General features: G+C 58.9%; 12 protein-coding genes and 5 pseudogenes. 7 read left to right on the top strand and 10 right to left on the bottom strand.

Features of this window, described 5'->3' with window-relative positions; translation table 11 throughout:
• Nucleotides 1-444: 444 nt before the first annotated feature.
• From CES87_RS13725 to CES87_RS13705, 5 genes and pseudogenes are all read left to right on the top strand, one after another.
• Nucleotides 445-1,389 (top strand): annotated as a pseudogene (locus CES87_RS13725) (multiheme c-type cytochrome); the annotation flags it as partial.
• Nucleotides 1,390-1,558: 169 nt separating this feature from the next.
• Complete coding sequence (locus tag CES87_RS13720; RefSeq protein WP_128606528.1) at nucleotides 1,559-2,962, top strand: DUF2252 domain-containing protein; 1,404 nt, start codon at nucleotides 1,559-1,561, stop codon at nucleotides 2,960-2,962.
• Between the two features lie 196 nt (nucleotides 2,963-3,158).
• A pseudogene (locus CES87_RS13715) lies at nucleotides 3,159-3,329 on the top strand (30S ribosomal protein S5 alanine N-acetyltransferase); the annotation flags it as partial.
• An 81-nt stretch (nucleotides 3,330-3,410) separates the two neighbouring features.
• Nucleotides 3,411-4,850 (top strand): glycosyltransferase family 39 protein, encoded by a 1,440-nt coding sequence (locus CES87_RS13710; protein ID WP_128606527.1) that lies wholly within the window; start codon nucleotides 3,411-3,413, stop codon nucleotides 4,848-4,850.
• Nucleotides 4,851-5,183: 333 nt separating this feature from the next.
• A pseudogene (locus tag CES87_RS13705) lies at nucleotides 5,184-5,446 on the top strand (DUF6124 family protein).
• Nucleotides 5,447-5,616: 170 nt separating this feature from the next.
• Here CES87_RS13705 and CES87_RS13700 read toward each other — a convergent pair.
• A complete protein-coding gene (locus CES87_RS13700; RefSeq protein ID WP_128606526.1) occupies nucleotides 5,617-6,438 on the bottom strand; it encodes a phosphatase PAP2 family protein in 822 nt (273 codons plus the stop codon).
• Complete coding sequence (locus CES87_RS13695) at nucleotides 6,435-7,106, bottom strand: histidine phosphatase family protein (RefSeq protein ID WP_128606525.1); 672 nt, start codon at nucleotides 7,104-7,106, stop codon at nucleotides 6,435-6,437. Before CES87_RS13695 ends, CES87_RS13700 begins: the two co-directional genes overlap by 4 nt.
• Before the next feature lie 261 nt (nucleotides 7,107-7,367).
• On the opposite strand from CES87_RS13695, the pseudogene CES87_RS34300 reads away from it, so the two are divergent.
• Both CES87_RS34300 and CES87_RS34295 read left to right on the top strand, forming a co-directional pair.
• A pseudogene (locus tag CES87_RS34300) lies at nucleotides 7,368-8,381 on the top strand (methyl-accepting chemotaxis protein); the annotation flags it as partial.
• Nucleotides 8,382-8,423: 42 nt separating this feature from the next.
• A complete protein-coding gene (locus CES87_RS34295) occupies nucleotides 8,424-9,287 on the top strand; it encodes a methyl-accepting chemotaxis protein (RefSeq protein WP_371858213.1) in 864 nt (287 codons plus the stop codon).
• Nucleotides 9,288-9,405: 118 nt separating this feature from the next.
• Here the strand turns inward: CES87_RS34295 and CES87_RS13685 are convergent, their stop codons facing one another.
• From CES87_RS13685 to CES87_RS13640, 8 genes and pseudogenes are all read right to left on the bottom strand, one after another.
• Complete coding sequence (locus CES87_RS13685) at nucleotides 9,406-9,825, bottom strand: type II toxin-antitoxin system VapC family toxin (RefSeq protein ID WP_128606523.1); 420 nt, start codon at nucleotides 9,823-9,825, stop codon at nucleotides 9,406-9,408.
• Entirely contained in the window at nucleotides 9,822-10,067 is a 246-nt protein-coding gene (locus CES87_RS13680; RefSeq protein WP_128606522.1) for a plasmid stabilization protein, read from the bottom strand. Before CES87_RS13680 ends, CES87_RS13685 begins: the two co-directional genes overlap by 4 nt.
• Nucleotides 10,068-10,290: 223 nt before the next feature.
• Nucleotides 10,291-10,659, bottom strand: coding sequence for a glyoxalase superfamily protein (locus tag CES87_RS13670; RefSeq protein ID WP_128606520.1), 369 nt, complete (start codon nucleotides 10,657-10,659; stop codon nucleotides 10,291-10,293).
• 121 nt (nucleotides 10,660-10,780) lie between these two features.
• The gene (locus CES87_RS13665; protein ID WP_128606519.1) at nucleotides 10,781-12,235 is read right to left on the bottom strand and encodes an amidohydrolase family protein; all 1,455 of its coding nucleotides are present in this window, start codon (nucleotides 12,233-12,235) and stop codon (nucleotides 10,781-10,783) included.
• Nucleotide 12,236: 1 nt separating this feature from the next.
• Nucleotides 12,237-12,311, bottom strand: a pseudogene (locus CES87_RS13660) (MurR/RpiR family transcriptional regulator); the annotation flags it as partial.
• 159 nt (nucleotides 12,312-12,470) lie between these two features.
• Nucleotides 12,471-13,916 carry a SulP family inorganic anion transporter gene (locus CES87_RS13650; RefSeq protein ID WP_128606518.1) on the bottom strand — a complete coding sequence of 482 codons (1,446 nt, stop codon included), beginning with the start codon at nucleotides 13,914-13,916 and terminating at the stop codon, nucleotides 12,471-12,473.
• Between the two features lie 216 nt (nucleotides 13,917-14,132).
• Nucleotides 14,133-15,044 (bottom strand): LysR family transcriptional regulator, encoded by a 912-nt coding sequence (locus tag CES87_RS13645; RefSeq protein WP_128606517.1) that lies wholly within the window; start codon nucleotides 15,042-15,044, stop codon nucleotides 14,133-14,135.
• 158 nt (nucleotides 15,045-15,202) lie between these two features.
• On the bottom strand, nucleotides 15,203-15,793 hold the full coding sequence (locus tag CES87_RS13640) for an NAD(P)H-dependent oxidoreductase (protein WP_128606516.1): 591 nt from the start codon (nucleotides 15,791-15,793) through the stop codon (nucleotides 15,203-15,205).
• Nucleotides 15,794-15,827: the final 34 nt, after the last annotated feature.

Below are 15,827 nucleotides of genomic sequence, written 5' to 3'. Positions count from 1 at the left end.
TGCAGTGGAAAATTTTAGTAGTCAATTTTTTAAAATCTTGTGTGTCGAGCGAGCCACTCGTTAGTTTAAAAATCTGCCGGGCAAAGATGAGCAGCGACGGGCAGAAAGAGCGGTCACACAAACCCCCAATTCCGGTGTAAATTCCCCCCCACTACCTCCACTAATGGGTGCCATCACCCAGCAGTATTCGCGTCTTTACGGACATAAAACTCAGGCAACAGCCAGTGTTTACGGGGCTTTCAGGCTGCTAGACATATCTTGCAACAAATTGGCAGAGTAATTGCTGAATGAGCTTGTCCCGTTCATGAAAGGTGGAGCGTCGGGGGAGTTGTAAGTACCCCATTGAGTGATTACATATAACCGTTGATATGCATCATGAAGTACCTCCGTCAACTCAATAGACGTGTTGCAGTCACCCTCTGCAATCGCCTTGGGGAAACTTTCATGAACCACCCTAAATACACGCTTGGGCAAGTAGCGCTGCACGGCTTATCGGCTTTGAATATTCTATGGATAATATGCACCAGCTCTTACGCAGCCTTATTTAATGTATCGGAGAATGTCTGGCTAACTATTATCGACTTGAATATTTCGCTGACGACATTGTTCATGCCGTTTTTCGTGGTGCGTGCAGGTTTGCGCGTTAACCAGATACGCAAATACTCGCCCAGGCACAGACCTTTAGTTCTCCGTTTTTTGTGCTTTCTAGTCTGCCTGCTGACGGTAACGCTGGTGGCGGCCGACGAGCCTCAGGGCAATGACAATCAGGCAAATGAGAAGTGGCTGGAGCCGGCACGCTCCAAACTCATGCATGTAAATGGCGCGATGCCGTTCTTTCCGCATCGGCCAATACCCCCGGCAACCTGGTCTTGAATGTAAAAGACTTCGACAATGCCAAGGTATGTGGCGCTTGCCATACGGAGATCTACAAGCAGTGGCGCTCGTCGATGATGTCCCAAGCCTGGGATGAACCCATCTATCGGGCCTTGCTCAAGCGTGCGAGTTCGGCCACCGAGGGCAAGGTCGATAACTTTTGCACCGGCTGCCATACCCCCGATCGGTCTCACGACCGGGCAGATCAATTCGCAGGTCAACCGCTCCTCAGTTGAAGACAGTGCGAAAAATCATCCGATGCCCGGGGTCGATTGCGAGACCTGCCACAACATTAGCGCCCGCACGGGCCTGGATAACGGCGCCTATGTCCTGAGCCCTCGCGCGCACGGCAAACCGACCAAGTTCGGCCCGCGCAAAGATGCCGTTTCGCCCTATCACGACACCGTATATTCCCCTCTGCACACGCGCTCGGACTTTCGCGGCACTTGCCACAACATCACGCACCCGTTCAGCAGTGTGGCGGTCGAGCGAACCTATGACGAATCGCAGGATGCCCGCGATGGGCTGCGCAGCGGCCCCCGCATCGGACAGACATCGCAAGGGAAGGCTGCGCCTTCCATCGCGGCGGTCCGGCGAGATTGCCCCGAACCACTTCGAAAAAAACCTCGCCCCCTTCTACACTCAATCGGCAGCCCTCCTTCACCTCCTGCCGAAACGAGCCCTCATGACCACCCTCAAAGACCGCTTCAAACAAGGCAAGGACGCGCGCAAGAAGTGCCCGCGCACTGCCCAGGCGTCACTGGGCAAAGCCAATCGCGATCCGATTACGTTGATCAAGGCGTCGAGTCAGGGGCGGGTCAAGTCGTTGGTCGAGTTGCGTTACGGGCGCATGCTGGTGTCGCCGTTTAGCTTCTACCGTGGCAATGCATTGCTGCAGACGCACGACCTGGCAGGCACACCGAATATGGGGCTGGTTGCGCCGATTTGCGGTGACTGTCACCTGATGAACTTTGGTGGCTTTGCCACACCCGAGCGCAATCTGCTGTTCAGCGTCAACGATTTCGACGAAGCCCATCCGGGGCCTTGGGAGTGGGACTTGAAACGCCTGGTCGCGAGTTTTCTGGTGGCCGCCCGCGACCTGCGTCACGGCAGTTCGGTTGAAGAAGCGGTCTGCCATGAAGTGGTGGGCGCCTATCAGAAGACCATGCTTGAGTGCGCCGAACAAAGCGCGCTGGAAACCTGGTACGAATCCATCAGCTATGACGATCTGCTGCAGCAGGCAAACAAAAGCACGCTGGAGCATGTGCAGCGCGCCATCGAAAAAGCCGAACGGCGCACCCACGCCGAACTGTTGCCGAAAATATGTGAGCGCGACGCCAACGGTCGCCTGATCATTCGCGATGACCTGCCGGAAATATTCCACCTGCAAAACAGCACCACGCTACTCGATGCCGACGATGAGTGGCTGCGCCTCGACTGGCGACCACTATTCGACACGCTCATGCGCGATTATCGCGTCACGCTGCAAGCCGACCGCCGCGAACTGTTGTCACGCTTTGAGGTTCAGGACATGGCGTTCAAAGTGGTGGGAGTCGGCAGCGTCGGCACCCGCTGCCTGGTGGCGCTGCTGACCGACGGGCAGAACTTCCCGTTATTCCTGCAATTTAAGGAAGCACGCCCCTCGGTACTGGCCCATTACGTGAAAAACAAGACGCGGACACGGCATGAAGGCCAGCGCGTCGTCGATGGCCAGCGGCTCATGCAATCGGCCAGTGATTTGTTCCTCGGCTGGACCACCGGTCCCAGCGGGCGTCACTTTTACGTGCGGCAATTGCGCGATATGAAAATCTCGGCCGAGCTCGAAACCTTCGATGGAGAGACCTTTGCGGCCTACGGGCGGCTCTGCGGTCGGGCACTGGCCCGTGCGCACGCCAAGTCTTCGGGACACGCGGCAGTGATCAGCGGCTATATCGGCAAAGGCGAGGCATTGGCCGATGCGCTTCATAAGTATGCTCATGGTTATACCGAGCAGAACGAACGCGACTTCGAACGCTTCCAGCAAGCCTGCCGCAAGGGGACTTTACGCGCACGCTCCGAAGCCGACTTTGCGGCGGATCATTTGCCCTGAACCTGGTTCACAAGCGGCGGTAGCGCCGCATATCGGCCGGGACATGAACTTTTCTTCACCCCACCTTAATGCCACTAGCTGTACATTTCCCTCGCTCATTCAAGAAACTACGGTTTGCCCGCCCTCCCGCGGGCTTTTTTTTGCCTGTAGATTGCTCGTCATTCTTTCCATTCATGGGACAACGCGCCCGGAGCGCCCGGGCAACGATCGCAGCACGCGCTTGCTCGAACGTTTGGGTTTCGAGCGCGAAGGGTATGCCAAGGCTTATCTGAACATTGCCGGGCGCTGGCAGGATCATGTGCTGACGGCGCTGGTCAGCAGGGTTTGGGAGGATCCGGATCGGCAATGGTCGCGACAGCTTTCGTAAGTTTCACACGCCGTTCACGCTCCGTTAAGTTATCGCCTCGTATGCTGGGTTTCCCGGTCCTTCTTCGGTCACCAGTAGCCCATGTCACGCCCCGCCTATTCGCTCTTGCTGCTTGCAGCCATGCTGTTTTTCTTCGCCCTGGGGAATCACCAGTTACAAGGTTCCACCGAAGCCCGGGTCGCCGGGATCGCCATGGAAATGCACCTGGATAACGACTGGGTGACGCCCCGTCTGTTCAGCGAACCCTTTCTGGAAAAACCGCCCCTGAGCCTGTGGCTCGATGCCGCCGCAATCCGTGCATTCGGCGGCACACCCTGGGCCGTGCGCCTGACATCGGCGTTTGCCGGATTGTTCAGCGTGATGCTTTTGTACGGGATGCTGCGCCGCTACGGCCGGCCCGTCAGCGTCGCATGGACCGCCGCCATTCTGCTGACGACCATGGCCAGCTACTGGAGTAACGTGCGCGGTGTCGGTGAGGATGCGTTGCTAGCGCTCGGCGTGAGCACGGCCCTGTTGGCGTTCTTTGCCGGGCAACGGCGAGCGGACGTTGGCAACGGTTTGCTGTTTGCCTTGGGGATCATGATCGCAACGTTGAGCAAAGGCGTACTGGGCCTGGCCATGCCGGGGGTGGTGATCTTCGCGTACCTGTTGACCGAGAGTTTGCTGGACCGACGCGTAAAGCTGACGGACTGGCTGCGGCCAGGGCTGCTGACATTGCTGGGGCTGGTACCGCTGATGATCTGGCTTGCGGTGTTGTATCAGCGCGAGGGCATCCAGGCGGTGACCGATGTGTTGCTGACCAACAGCGTCGGTCGATTCAGCGGCTCCTTCGTCGAGGCCGGGCACTATGAACCGTTCTATTACTATCTCGCCAAATTGCCGGAAGCGTTCTTGCCCTGGAACATTCTGGTGTACCTGGGGCTGTGGCACTTTCGCAAAAGCCTGGTGGCTAACCGTTACTTGCTGTTCTTCACCCTATGGGTACTGGCGCAGTTTGTGATGCTGACGCTGGCGTCGAGCAAACGCACGGTGTATCTGATGTCGATCACGCCCGCAGCGGCGGTGATCGCGGCCGAGTACGCCCGTGTTCTGTTCGAACGCCTGAGGGCCGGGGAAGGCGCTTCGACCTGGCTGGATCGCCTCGTCAAATATCGCCACGGCCTGGCCATCGGCACACTGGCCGTGGTCATCGGCAGCTACCTGGCGGCCGCTCAATGGCTGCTGCCCCATGCCGATCGCAAGTTGTCTTTCCTGCCGCTGACCGAACAGATCCAGTCGATGCAGGCCAACGGGCAGCAAGTCGCGCTGTTCCAGGCCAATGAGCGGCTGGGTGGCGCCATCGTGTTCTACACCCGTAGCCTGCTCAAGGGGCTCGATACCGAGGAGCAGCTTCATGAGTTTCTGAGTGCATCGCCTGCGCATGTCGCAGTCATTGCCGGCGACACCGAGCCTTTGGCGCCGTTGAAAGTGCTCAAGACGATGAAGGTGGGGCGCCAGGCGTATTACTTCGTCGAGGAGTGAGTCGCAGGACAAGTCCTACGTTTGGTGGGAATGAGAAGAAAGGTCCCACAGGTCTTTCAGGTTGTCGGTCGGAAGTGGGCTCAATAGTCTATGGCGGTCGCTGAAAAATTCAGTGACCGGGTGTGAGATCCCGAGAGTATGAATCTAGTACCAGTACCACCATAATTGCCGCCAGCTATCCGCTGTCCGCAATGTTTTATGGCGGCTGTGTGCGGGCAGACTTCGGTCTGACCGGTTCTCTGCTCCCGGTGATCTCACTCCGCACATAGCTGCCACCCATTTCGCCGAGTGAGACCGGCGAGTGGTGGTTCTAAAACCGAGTGGAGAACTTAGATGGATAAGATAATTCCTGATCCCCTTGTACCGAAAGACCCTACAGCCCCACCACGTTTTTCACCGTCCTTCCCGACATAAAAACCGAGAACCTCCTCGCCCACGCCTGCGAGTCATTGGCGTCAGCCAACGTGATGCTCAACGACTTCGCCACCTACCTGAACGGCCCACAGCGCAACACCGCGCTGGCCATTGCGCAGATCGTCATGTTGGCGGAACTGGCGGTGAATCGGGCGCTGGATAACCTCGATCCGCAGGAGTAAGCCTGAACCACCGCATTATCGTTCTTCGCGAGCAAGCCCGCTCCCACGTTTGATTTGTGTACGACTCAGGCCAACTGTGGGAGCGGGCTTGCTCGCGAAAGCTATGTCCCAAACAACAAAAAACCCGCACCCCTGACTCAGGATGCGGGTTTCGCCATGCAACAAATATTTCAGTTCACAGGTTCAGCCTGGGCCACCAATTGCGCTCGTTCATGTTTTTTCAACACAGGTTGATCCAGCCGCGCCCGTCCATAAAACGCCAGGGCTGTCAGCAAACAGGTCAGCCACACGAAGATTCCGGACCAGAAGGTGTGAGACATGTAGTGCCACCCCTGAAGGACCCGGGTTGTGCCGTATACGAAACCCAGCAACAGCGAGCCGTACAGCACTGCACTGGAAAACCGCCAGCGGTAACGGCGTGCCACGAAGTACAACGCCAGCATGGTAAAGCCGCCCGACGCATGCCCACCCGGCCAGCAGCGTCCATCACCTGCTTCCTGGAACAACTGAAAGTTGTTGTACCACTCGATATGGGCCATTTTTCCGCCGTAAATCGTGGTCTCGATCGGGCAGTAAACACTGGTGTGGGACTTGAGGAAATGGATCACGCCTGTGCAAAGCGCAAATGCGATCACAACGAACAGAAAATCCCGACGGTGAGCCGCGGCAAACTGTAGTACTGGCGCGACCTTGCTGCGTTCGAGAAAACCGCCGAGTCGAGGACGCTTTTGCGGGTTGACCAGCGGCCATACGAACGACAGCCCTGCACCGATCAAGGCAATTTCAGCCGTCCAGTTCGGAATGATCCGCGCCCACTTGTGAGTAAGCTTCTCGAAGAAGTGGTTGTGATCCAGCGGGAAAGAATGGGTCAGCGGATCAAACAGCAGGTTGCTGAAAGCGACGTCGATGCTGGTCATGTCAAACATCAGGAATACCAGCACGGCACAGGCCAGCGGGATGCCGAAGTTGGATGCATAAAAACGTGAGGTCATTGGGTGGTCACCGTGCGCCAGTCTGAGGCTTCAATATAACCAAGCATCTGCGGGGCGGCAGGGCTGGCAGTGGAAATAAACAGCGAAGCACCATAACCCAAAGTCGAGGTCGGCAGCTTCATGTCTTTCTCCAGTTGCGACATGCATTCACTGTGAGTCACCAGGATCAGGTTACGCCCGGCAACCTTGTGTGCCAGGGCATCGCGTAGCATGGTGCCCTTGCAGTTGATCAACCACTCGTCACCGACACTGACCTTGTTGAACATGAAGCCCGCGGTCTGCACCGTGCGCATCATCGGGCTATTGTAGATATCGGCCTTGTCCAGGCCCAACTGCTCAAATTGTGCACCGACAGCCACCGCGACGCTACGCGAACGATCAGTAATGCCATCGTTACCGCTCAGGCAAGGGGCGCTGGAGTGATCGCAGCGCTCGACATGGCGCACCAACACGATCATGTCGCCCTTGGCCCAGCCCGCCCGCAACGCCTGTGCGCCAGCGACGTTGCCATTGGCCAGGTCGGGCACGGCAGCAGGCCGCAGCAAAAACACGGTCAACGGGATGACCAGCAGCGCCGAGACCAGCACAACCGCTGCATTGCGATACCGGCCCAAACGGCCAAGATCGATCGAGCGTTTTCTACCGAAAAGACTCAGTCTCAATTCCACATCAAGCCGCCTCGCCGGCATGCACCACTTCATTTAATCCGCGGAGGTTAGAGAGACGGGCGTAGGCAGGCAGTGAAACATATGTGAAAAAAAGCTTAAAACCAGCACAAACGTCCTGTTACATAATCATGCCGACAAAATCCTTTCAGCTCTCGTGATTGCGGCCGATACAGACCTTCTACACAGCTTGCTGGCACCTAAAAACAACAATCTTCCAGCCAACCGACGATCGAGAAGCACCACGTTACTGGAGGAATTTTGATGAATAGCTGGTTCGGCAATATCAGCGTGAACCTGAAACTGGGGCTGGGATTTGGCCTGGTCCTGGCCCTGACCTGCGTCCTCGCCCTGACCGGCTGGACCAGCCTCGGCAGTTTGATCGACCGTAGCAACTGGATGAGCGACATCACCCAGCTCAACGCCGGCCTGACCAAACTGCGCGTGGTGCGCCTGCAATACATGATGACCAACGGCGACGAAACCACCGCACAGACAGTGCAGACCACCCTCGAAGCGTTTTCGGCTCAGCAGCAAGCCCTGCTGGTGACATTCAAGAGCCCGGAAAATCTCAAGTTGCTCAATGAGCAAGGCGCCGTCATCGACGCCTACAAAACGTCGCTGAACAAAATGCGTGGTGCCTACCGCGCCGGCAACAGCGCACGCGATCTCATGGCCGCCAACGCGCAAACCGCCTACGCGCTGATCAACGACATCAACACCCGCGTACAACAACTGCCGCCGAGCGATCAGCGTTTCGAACAATTCCAGGCCATCACGGCGGCCAGGGAAGCGTTCCTGCTGGCCCGCTACGAAGTGCGGGGCTACACCGCCACCACCAACGCCGAGACCGAGCAAAAAGCCGTCGCGCAACTGGATGCGGCTATCGCCAGCGTGAAATCCCTCAACGCGCATTTCGCCGACGTTCAGCCGGACGCCCTGCGTCAACTGGAAAGCGCACTGAGCAACTACCGCAGCGCCTTGCAGGCTTACAAAACCGCGAACATCGATGTAGTGCAGGCGCGCCAGGAAATGACCGACGAAGGCGCCGCCATCGTTTCCCTGAGCGAGCAGCTGTACCAAATCCAGCTCGACCGCCGTGATGCCGAAAGCGCCAAGGCCCAGACCCTGCAACTGGTCAGCACATTGCTGGCGTTGCTGGTGGGCATCATTGCCGCCGTCCTTATCACCCGGCAGATCACCGGTCCCTTGCGCGATACCCTGGCCGTGGTCGATCGCATCGCCAGCGGCGACCTGTCCCATGACGTCAAGGTCACCCGCCGCGACGAACTCGGTGTATTGCAGCAAGGCATCGCCCGCATGGGCGTAACCCTGCGCGACCTGATCAGCGGCATCCGCGACGGCGTCACCCAGATCGCCAGCGCCGCCGAAGAACTGTCGGCCGTGACCGAGCAAACCAGCGCCGGGGTCAACAGCCAGAAGGTCGAGACCGATCAGGTCGCCACAGCCATGCACGAGATGACTGCCACCGTTCAGGAAGTCGCGCGCAACGCCGAACAAGCCTCGCAAGCCGCCGCCGCTGCCGACGACGAAGCCCGTGAAGGTGACAAAGTGGTAAACGAAGCCATTGCCCAGATCGAGCGCCTGGCCAGCGAAGTGGTGCGATCCACCGAAGCCATGAGCGTGCTGCAAAAGGAAAGCGACAAGATCGGCAGCGTCATGGACGTGATCAAGGCCGTGGCCGAACAGACCAACCTGCTGGCCCTCAATGCCGCCATCGAAGCGGCCCGCGCCGGTGAAGCCGGCCGTGGTTTTGCGGTGGTGGCCGATGAGGTGCGTGGCCTGGCCCAACGCACGCAGAAATCCACCGAAGAAATCGAAGGCCTGGTCGCCGGCCTGCAAAACGGTACGCAACAAGTGTCGGCGGTGATGAACAACAGCCGTGTCCTCACCGACAGCAGCGTGGCCCTGACCCGCAAGGCCGGCGAATCACTGGAAAGCATCACCCGCACGGTGTCCAACATCCAGTCGATGAACCAGCAGATCGCCGCCGCGGCCGAGCAGCAAAGCGCCGTGGCCGAGGAAATCAGCCGCAGCATCATCAACGTGCGCGACGTGTCGGAACAGACCGCTGCGGCCAGCGATGAGACGGCCAAGTCCAGTGTTGAACTGGCGCGATTGGGGAATCAGTTGCAACAGATGGTGAGCCACTTCCGCGTCTGACATTCGGCTAGCGGCGAATCACAAATCCATTCGCGGGCAAGCCCGCTCCCACAGGATTGCGCAAAACCTGTAGGAGCCGGCTTGCTGGCGAACGCGATCTAACTGGCAATGAATGCACTCAGGCTTCCCACGGGTTAATCACCTCCAGCCCGGGAAACTCGAAGTCCCGAACATTGCGAGTGGCAATCGGTGCTCCGTGAATTCGGCAGACGGCAGCAATCTGCGCGTCAGCCATTCCCGCTGTCCGTCCTTTAGCTTCACAAGCCGCTACCAGCGTCGCGTACTCGACCGCAGCATGGACATCGAAGGGCAATATCCTTCCGGCAAAGTCCTCTTCAAACATCGCCATCGCATGTGCTTCAAGTTTCTGTTTGCGTTTGCCGGACGGGAGGCGGGCGATCCCGTGGAGAATCTCCGCCACGGTGACGGCACTAATTGCCAGTTCCATCGCAGGTTGTGCATCTACCCAAGCGAGAACTTGAATGTCAGGCTCGACCCGCATGAACTCTGATAGGACATTGGTATCGAGCACTATCATTCGGAGAAGTCCACCGCGGTCGCTTTCTCCTGCCGGACAGGCAGATCGAGCTCTACCCCACCGCAAGTACTGAAACGGTTACGGATTCTGCTGCCAAGCCCTCCTGCACGATCGACGGGAGCTAATGCTCTGCCCAGAATAAGGCGGGCTTCCTCTTCCATTGAATGCCCGTTATGAGCGGCCGCAATGCGCAGCTGCTCTTTAATCTGATCGTCGAGGTTTCGAATTGTGATGCTGGCCATGATGCCTCCTGCAATCAATGAAATCATTGATTGCAGGCTAGCACATCATACCTCAGTAAAAACCACCAAGCTGCCGAACGGCCTCGCTCCACTGGATTGCGCAAAACCTGTAGGAGCCGGCTTGCTGGCGAAAGCGGTGTGTCAGACAAGATCAATGTTGACTGATACGCCGCCTTCGCCAGCAAGCCGGCTCCTACAGATCGATGAGTGTCAGCGAAAAAACTCAAACACTAATCGCATTGGTAAACACCAACCTATTACCAAACGGATCACTGATGGTCATGTCCTGGCTACCCCACGGCATCGCCTGGATTTGCGGGCGGGCGAACGGGTATTCCTTGGCGAGCAGTTGCTGCTGGAAGGCTTCCAGCTCATCGGTCTCGATGCGTAGGGCCGAGCCCGGTGTCGCGTCACCGTGGTGTTCGGACAGGTGCAACACGCATTCGCCGCGGGAGACTTGCAGGTACAGCGGGAAGTTGGCTTCGAAGCGGTGCTGCCAGTCGATCTTGAACCCAAGGAAGTCGACGTAGAATTCAACGGCCTTGCTTTCATCGAAGATGCGCAGGATCGGAGTGGTTTTGCCGAAGCTCATCAAGTTGCTCCCAGACAGAAATAGCCCACAGTGTAGCCGGGCTGTATGTCAGCAAGTCGGCTTGGTGAGGGCATTCTTTAATCTCAATGTGCCATCACCGTGACGCACTGCCCAAATCATTCTAAAACCCGTCGCGCAAATCCCCTTCCCGCGCCAGAAACCGTCCTTCCCTGCGCCCGTTCGCCTGACCGTTGCGATAGCTCAGAACGCCGTTGACCCATACGCTTTCGATGCCTTCGGCCGCTTGTTGTGGATCGTTAAAGTCCGCCACATCGCGAATAGTCGCGGGGTCGAACAACACCAGATCCGCCCAATGCCCTTCACGGATTTCGCCCCTGCCCTTCAAGCCAAATCGCGCCGCCGACAGCCCGGTCATTTTGTGTACAGCCGTGTGCAGCGGGAACAGTCCTACGTCACGACTGAAATGTCCGAGCACTCGTGGGAATGCGCCCCACAAGCGTGGGTGCGGAAACGGGTCTTCCGGCAAGCCGTCGGAGCCGACCATCGACAGCGGATGCGCGAGGATTCTGCGCACATCGGCCTCGTCCATCCCGTAATACACCGCACCCGCCGGTTGCAGTTGGCGCGCGGCGTCGAGCAGCGACAGGTTCCATTGCGCAGCGATGTCCATCAGGTCGCGACCGCCCATTTCCGGGTGCGGCGTCGACCAGGTGATGGTAATGCGATGGGCATCAGTGACTTGTTTGAGGTCCAGGGTCGAAGAACTGGCGGCATACGGATAGCAGTCGCAGCCAACCGGGTGGGTTTTCGCCGCGTGTTCAAGGGATGCGAGCAGTTGCGGACTACGTCCCCAGTTACCGGCACCGGCACATTTGAGGTGGGAAATGATCACCGGGGATTTCGCATGGCGGCCGATCTGGAATGCTTCGTCCATGGCCTCCAGCACCGGTTCGAATTCGCTGCGCAAATGGGTGGTGTAAACCGCGCCGAATGCCGTGAGCTCTTCGGTCAGTTGCATGACTTCGTCGGTAGACGCCGAGAAGGCGCTGGCGTAGGCCAGACCGGTGGACAAGCCCAACGCGCCGGCCTCCAGGCTCTCGCGCAGTTGCTCGCGCATGCTGGCGATTTCATCAGATGTGGCGGTGCGAAACAGGTCATCGAGATGATTGCTGCGCAACGCGGTATGACCGACCAGGGCGGCCACGTTCAGCGTGGTGTTCGCCGCTTCGACAGCAGCGCGGTAATCGCTGAACTTCGGATAAACAAACGCAGCGGATGTGCCGAGCAGGTTCATCGGGTCCGGTGGATCACCGCACAAACTCACAGGCGTTGCACTGATCCCGCAGTTGCCGACGATCACCGTGGTCACGCCCTGGCTGAGCTTGGGCAGCATCTGCGGCTGGCGGATCACCACCGTGTCGTCGTGGGTGTGCACGTCGATGAAACCCGGCGCCAGCACGTGGCCCTGCGCGTCGATTTCCTCAGTGGCGCGGGCGTCGCGCAAGTCGCCGATGCGTTCGATACGACCATTGAGAATCGCCACGTCGGCGGGGTAACCGGGGCTGTTGCTGCCATCGATGATCAGGGCGTTGCGGATCAGCGTGTCGTACATCATGTCAGTCTCCCAGCGGCAAGTGATCGTCGCCGCCGCGGTAATCGTCCAGGGCGAGTTTAATCCGCCGCAGACGCTCGACCCTGATCGTTCCTACGCTCCCGCGTGGGAATGCCTCAAGGGACGCTCCGCGTTCCAGCTTTCGAAGGGGACGCAGAGCGTCCCGGGCTGCATTCCCACGCAGAGCGTGGGAACGATCAGTGTCGGTGGTTAGTTGGTTGGTGAGTTGGTCGGTTAGTCATTCGTGATCCACCCGCGCACGCTTGAGCAGTTTCTTGCAACGCTCGGACAGGTGCAGCACCCGAAGATGCTTGCCGGCCTTTTCGTAGCGTTCGCGCAGCGTCTTGAGTGCGGCGATGGCCGAGTAGTCGACGAAGCTCAAATGGCGACAGTCGATCGTCACCACCGACGGGTCGTTGGCTGGATCGAATTGATTGAGGAACGGTGTCGTCGAGGCAAAGAACAGCGTGCCATGCAGCAGGTAAAGCTTGCTGCCGTCAGCTTCAAGGTGGCTGTCGGCATAGAGTTCGCGAGCCTGCTGCCAGGCGAAATTCAGCGCGGCGATGATGATCCCGCACAGCACGGCCGTGGCGAGGTCGGTAAACACCGTGATCACGGTGACCGCGATGATCACCAGCACATCATTGAGCGGAACCTTGTTCACCACCCGCAGCGAAGCCCAGGCGAAGGTCTGCTGCGACACCACGAACATAACCCCGACCAGCGCCGCCAACGGAATGCGCTCAATCAGCGGCGACAGAAACAAGATGAACAGCAGAATCGACACCCCGGCCACCACGCCGGACAAGCGCCCACGCCCGCCGGAGCTGAGGTTGATCACGGTCTGGCCGATCATGGCGCAGCCGCCCATGCCGCCGAACACGCCGGACACCACATTCGCCGCCCCCAGCGCGACACACTCGCGGTCCGGGTAACCACGACTTTCGGTGATCTCGTCAGTGAGGTTCAGGGTCAGCAGGGTTTCCAGCAGACCGACCAGTGCCATCAGGATCGCGTACGGGGCGATGATGCGCAGGGTTTGCAGGTTCCACGCAATGTCCGGCAAGGCAAACGTCGGCAAACCGCCAGCGATATGCGCCATGTCGCCGAGGGTGCGGGTCGGCAGGCCCAGTAGATAAACCGCCAGGCCGACACCCAGGATCGCCGCCAGTGCCGGCGGCACCGCGCGAGTCAGGCGGGGCAACACGTAGACGATCACCATCGTCACCGCCACCAATCCGATCATGATGTACAGCGGCGTACCGCTCAGCCAGCTCTCGCCACTTTTGAAATGCTCCAACTGCGCCAGGGCAATGATGATCGCCAGGCCGTTGACGAAACCGAGCATCACCGGATGCGGCACCATTCGCACCAGTTTGCCGAGCTTGAGCAAGCCGAACGCCGTCATGATCAACCCGCCCAGTAACACGGTGGCCAGCAGGTACTGCACACCGTGCTGCACCACCAGCGCGACAATCACCACCGCCATCGATCCGGCGGCACCGGACACCATCCCCGGCCGACCACCGAAGAGTGCGGTCAGCGTGCAAATGATGAACGCGCCGTACAGCCCCATCAGCGGATTGAGGTGAGCCACCAGCGCAAAGGCGATGCATTCGGGCAACAGGGCAAAAGACGTGGTGAGGCCGGCCAGGGCATCGGCGCGCAGGTGTTTTGGTTTCATGGAGGACCGCGGGGACTAGCGAGAAAGAATGTGCGGATGTTACGGAATCGAGGGCAACCCGGCCAGTTTTTGGGACTTCAGAAATGCCTTCGCTGTAGGAGCGAGGCTTGCCCGCGAAGAACGATGACGCGGTCTAAAGCGAACTCACACCATCTCGCTGCGAATCCACTCCACCACGGCTCACGCAGGTTCAGCACCTTGCGCAGGGATCCCCCATCAGTCCTTGAAATCCGAACTCGCGTACAGCGCCAACTTGCCCTGGATGAAGTCCAGGAAACACTGGATCCGCAAGGCCAGCTGCGAGTTACGGTAGTACACCGCGTTGATTGGCTGGCGATAACCGCTATTGAACTCTGCCAGCAACACTTTCAAGCGCCCGGCACGAATGTCTTCGATGGTCATGTAATGCGACAGGCTGGCGATGCCCTGCCCTTCCAGCGCCAGGTGGCGAATGGTCTCGCCGCTGGATGCGCTGAGCGACGCCTCGATCGGCCAGCGATCACCGTGTACATAGCGCAACGGCCATTGGTTGAGGCCTTCGTTCTGGGTGAAGCCCAGCAGCGTATGGTGGGTCAGATCGGCCACTTCCATCGGCGTGCCATGCTTTTCCAGGTAGCCGGGGCTTGCGACGATGTGCAGCGGGCTGCTCCCCAGGGACCGAGCGTGCAGGGTCGAGTCGGCCAGTATGCCGATCCGGATGGCAATGTCGGTGCTTTGCTCAAGCAGGTCGATGATCAGGTCGTTGCTGTTGAGTTCGAGCTGGATCTCGGGGTAAAGCCGGCGGAATTCGTCGATGTAGGGCACGATGGCGTGCAGCATGAAAGGCGATGCGGCATTGATGCGCAAACGCCCGGACGGTGTTTGCTGGCGGGAGGACAAGCGCTCTTCGAGTTCATCCATCTGATCGAGAATCAGCTTGGCGTGCTCGAAGAAATACTTGCCCTCCTCGGTGAGGTCCATGCGCCGAGTGGTGCGGTTGATCAACGTCGTATCGAGCTTGGCCTCCAGCCGCGACAGCGTGCGGCTGACCGCCGACGGCGTCTGCCCGACCTGCTCGGCCGCAGCCGAAATCGACCCGCACTCAATTACGCAGACGAAGATCTGCAACTCATCGGATCTGGCTTTCACGTGCGTCCCTTTATCAGTAGCCCCGCCTATTAATGCCGCTGAACCGCTTTGCGTAGGAGCGAGGCTTGCCCGCGAAGGCGATCTTGAGGGCGCCTTCGCGGGCAAGCCTCGCTCCTACGAGAAGCGGCCCGGCTCAGGCTTTCGATAGTAGCCGAGCGTTACGCCTTAAGGCCAAACACCTCAGTCAAATGCCGCTCATACCGCGCCACATCGCCCTCGATGTTCGGGCGTTTCATCACGTCCACACACAGAAAGGTCGGCAACCCGGTCATGCCAAGAAATTCGTTGGCCTTGTGGAACGGGAAGTACACCGCATCCACGCCCTTGGCTTCGAAGAAGTCGGTCGGGTCGTCGAAGGCTTGCTGCGGTGCGTTCCAGGTCAGCGACAGCATGTACTGTTTGCCCTGAATCAGGCCGCCGCTGCCGTATTTCTGCGACGCATCGGAACGGGTACGGCCGTCGCTGGCGTAGAGGCTGCCATGACCTTCGGTGAAAACCTCGTCGAGGTACTTCTTGACGGTCCACGGCGCGCCCATCCACCAGCCGGGCATCTGGTAAATGATCACGTCGGCCCAGAGGAATTTCGCGACTTCTTCAGCGACGTCGTAGCCCTCGTCGATGAACGTGGTCTTCACATCCACACCGCCACGGTCCAGCACGCTCAAGGCGGCCTCGTGCAGCGTGAAATTATAAAGGCCATCGGAGTGGGCGAATTTTTTGCCGCCATTGAGCAACAGTACTTTTTTCATCAGTGATCTCGGGAAGGTCAGAAACTGGATGGCG

This window comes from Pseudomonas sp. ERMR1:02, from assembly GCF_002277815.1.
Classification (GTDB): domain Bacteria; phylum Pseudomonadota; class Gammaproteobacteria; order Pseudomonadales; family Pseudomonadaceae; genus Aquipseudomonas.
This window is presented reverse-complemented; position numbering and strand designations above follow the sequence as displayed.